Source organism: Dactylosporangium sp. NPDC048998, from assembly GCF_043197855.1.
Taxonomy (GTDB): domain Bacteria; phylum Actinomycetota; class Actinomycetes; order Mycobacteriales; family Micromonosporaceae; genus Dactylosporangium.
Genome location: NZ_JBICTV010000085.1, coordinates 1,803 through 5,463, shown reverse-complemented (window position 1 = coordinate 5,463; position 3,661 = coordinate 1,803). Strand labels below are relative to the sequence as shown.

At 57.5% G+C, this 3,661-nt stretch carries 2 rRNA genes; both read right to left on the bottom strand.

The window, feature by feature from the left end:
- Positions 1-9: 9 nt before the first annotated feature.
- Positions 10-126, bottom strand: a 5S ribosomal RNA gene (rrf, locus tag ACGFI8_RS47805).
- Between the two features lie 106 nt (positions 127-232).
- Positions 233-3,343 (bottom strand): 23S ribosomal RNA (locus tag ACGFI8_RS47800).
- Between the last annotated feature and the right edge of the window lie 318 nt (positions 3,344-3,661).

Below are 3,661 nucleotides of genomic sequence, written 5' to 3'. Positions count from 1 at the left end.
CGAAAGATTGTCCGGCGGCGTCCTACTCTCCCACACTCTCTCGGGTGCAGTACCATCGGCGCTGGAGGGCTTAGCTTCCGGGTTCGGAATGGGACCGGGCGTTTCCCCTCCGCTATGGCCACCGAAACACTATGAACCTATCAACCCCGCACACCCAACCCAACCGGGCCGGGGTGCGAACGGTATTGGTTCAGAATCACACAGTGGATGCAATCATCGTAAAGCTTGTATAGAGGTCAAGTCCTCGGCCTATTAGTACCGGTCAGCTCAAACCTGTTACCAGGCTTCCACCTCCGGCCTATCAACCCAGTGGTCTCGCTGGGGGCCTTAACCCTCAAGGGGTGGGATACCTCATCTCGAAGCGAGCTTCCCGCTTAGATGCTTTCAGCGGTTATCCCTTCCGAACGTAGCCAACCAGCCGTGCTCTTGGCAGAACAACTGGCACACCAGAGGTTCGTCCGTCCCGGTCCTCTCGTACTAGGGACAGCCCTTCTCAAGTATCCTACGCGCGCGGCGGATAGGGACCGAACTGTCTCACGACGTTCTAAACCCAGCTCGCGTACCGCTTTAATGGGCGAACAGCCCAACCCTTGGGACCTACTCCAGCCCCAGGATGCGACGAGCCGACATCGAGGTGCCAAACCATCCCGTCGATATGGACTCTTGGGGAAGATCAGCCTGTTATCCCCGGGGTACCTTTTATCCGTTGAGCGACACCGCTTCCACCTGCCAGTGCCGGATCACTAGTCCCGACTTTCGTCCCTGCTCGACCTGTCAGTCTCACAGTCAAGCCCCCTTGTGCACTTGCACTCAACACCTGATTGCCAACCAGGCTGAGGGAACCTTTGGGCGCCTCCGTTACATTTTAGGAGGCAACCGCCCCAGTTAAACTACCCACCAGACACTGTCCCTGAACCGGCTCACGGCCCAAAGTTAGATACCCAAATCCACCAGAGTGGTATTTCAAGCTTGCCTCCACGACCACTGGCGTGACCGCTTCACCGGCTCCCACCTATCCTACACAAGCGAATTCAGATACCAATGTCAAGCTATAGTGAAGGTCCCGGGGTCTTTCCGTCCTGCCGCGCGTAACGAGCATCTTTACTCGTAGTGCAATTTCGCCGGGCCTGTGGTTGAGACAGTGGGGAAGTCGTTACGCCATTCGTGCAGGTCGGAACTTACCCGACAAGGAATTTCGCTACCTTAGGATGGTTATAGTTACCACCGCCGTTTACTGGCGCTTAAGTTCTCCGCTTCGCCCCGAAAGACTAACAGGTCCCCTTAACGTTCCAGCACCGGGCAGGCGTCAGTCCATATACGTCGTCTTACGACTTAGCATGGACCTGTGTTTTTAGTAAACAGTCGCTTCCCCCTGGTCTCTGCGGCCACCAACCGCTCCACCAGCACGTGGTCTCACCATCGGTGGCCCCCCTTCTCCCGAAGTTACGGGGGCAATTTGCCGAGTTCCTTAACCACAGTTCGCCCGATCGCCTCGGTATTCTCTACCTGACCACCTGTGTCGGTTTCGGGTACGGGCCGCTCGAAACTCGCTAGAGGCTTTTCTCGGCAGCATGGGATCACTGACTTCACCTGAACGGCTCCGCATCACGCCTCACCCACATGCAGCACGGATTTGCCTATGCTGCGGGCTACACGCTTGCCCCGGCACAACCACCGGCCGGGTCCAGCTACCCTCCTGCGTCACCCCATCGCTTGCCTACTACCACCCAAGTTCCCAACATCAGACTTCAGACCCGAAAGCCATCCACCATCCGGAGGTTAGTACAAGCAGGTTCAGCATGGACGCTTCTACGCGGGTACGGGAATATCAACCCGTTGTCCATCGACTACGCCTCTCGGCCTCGCCTTAGGCCCCGACTCACCCAGGGCGGATTAGCCTGGCCCTGGAACCCTTGGTCATCCGGCGGCAGGGTTTCTCACCCTGCTTTCGCTACTCATGCCTGCATTCTCACTCGCGTCACCTCCACGACTGGATCACTCCGCCGCTTCACCGGTGACACGACGCTCCCCTACCCATCCACACACCTGGACCCCCAAAGAGGCCGAGTACACGTGTGAATGCCACAGCTTCGGCGGTGTGCTTGAGCCCCGCTACATTGTCGGCGCGGAACCACTTGACCAGTGAGCTATTACGCACTCTTTCAAGGGTGGCTGCTTCTAAGCCAACCTCCTGGTTGTCTATGCGACCCCACATCCTTTACCACTTAGCACACGCTTAGGGGCCTTAGCTGGTGATCTGGGCTGTTTCCCTCTCGACTACGAAGCTTATCCCCCGCAGTCTCACTGCCACGCTCTCACTTACCGGCATTCGGAGTTTAGTTGACTTCAGTAAGCTTGTAGGCCCCCTAGGCCATCCAGTGCTCTACCTCCGGCAAGAAACACGCAACGCTGCACCTAAATGCATTTCGGGGAGAACCAGCTATCACGGAGTTTGATTGGCCTTTCACCCCTAACCACAGATCATCCCCCAACTTTTCAACGTTGGTGGGTTCGGCCCTCCACGCGGTCTTACCCGCGCTTCAGCCTGCCCATGGCTAGATCACTCCGCTTCGGGTCTAGGACACGCGACTGAACGCCCTATTCAGACTCGCTTTCGCTACGGCTCCCCCACACGGGTTAACCTCGCCACGTATCACTAACTCGCAGGCTCATTCTTCAAAAGGCACGCCGTCACCCCTGCCCCAAAAGGCAGGACGCTCCGACGGATTGTAGGCGCACGGTTTCAGGTACTATTTCACTCCCCTCCCGGGGTACTTTTCACCTTTCCCTCACGGTACTCGTCCGCTATCGGTCACCAGGGAGTATTTAGGCTTACCAGGTGGTCCTGGCAGATTCACGGCAGATTACAGGAGTCCGCCGCTACTCGGGAACACATCAACACAGACCGACAGTTTTCGCCTACCGGACTATCACCGTCTACGGTACCGCTTTCCAGCGAACTTCGACTAACCATCGATTTTCTGACTGTGCGACCAGCCGGCAGACCAGTCAAGACACGCCCCACAACCCCAAACATGCAACCCCTGCCGAGTATCACACATGCCTGGTTTAGCCTCATCCGCTTTCGCTCGCCACTACTCACGGAATCACAATTGTTTTCTCTTCCTGCGGGTACTGAGATGTTTCACTTCCCCGCGTTCCCTCTACCTGCCCTATGTGTTCAGGCAGGAGTGACACCACATGACTGGTGCCGGGTTCCCCCATTCGGACACCCTGGGATCACAGCTCGGTTGACAGCTCCCCCAGGCCTATCGCGGCCTCCCACGTCCTTCATCGGCTCCTGGTGCCAAGGCATCCACCGTACGCCCTCAGCAACTTGACCACAAAGCTTTAAGATGCTCGCATCCACTGTGCAATTCTCAACCAACACCAAACCCAAACCCGCAACGCTTCAGCCTCCGACCAACCGGCCGCGGTTCTCAAGCAAGATTTGGATTCCTTGTCCGAAACAAACCTTGGTTGGTTGTTTCAGGACCCAACAGGGTGCCTATACGATCACCGCAAACCGCATCCAGGACCGTTCCACGCCAGCTCACGCCAGCAGTACTAGAACCTTGGACCGTTGTCCGCAGGACCTTCGCCAGTGTCTCCGCCATTGAGCACCCCACCACCACACTCGGGCGGTGCGGGCTCCTTGCAC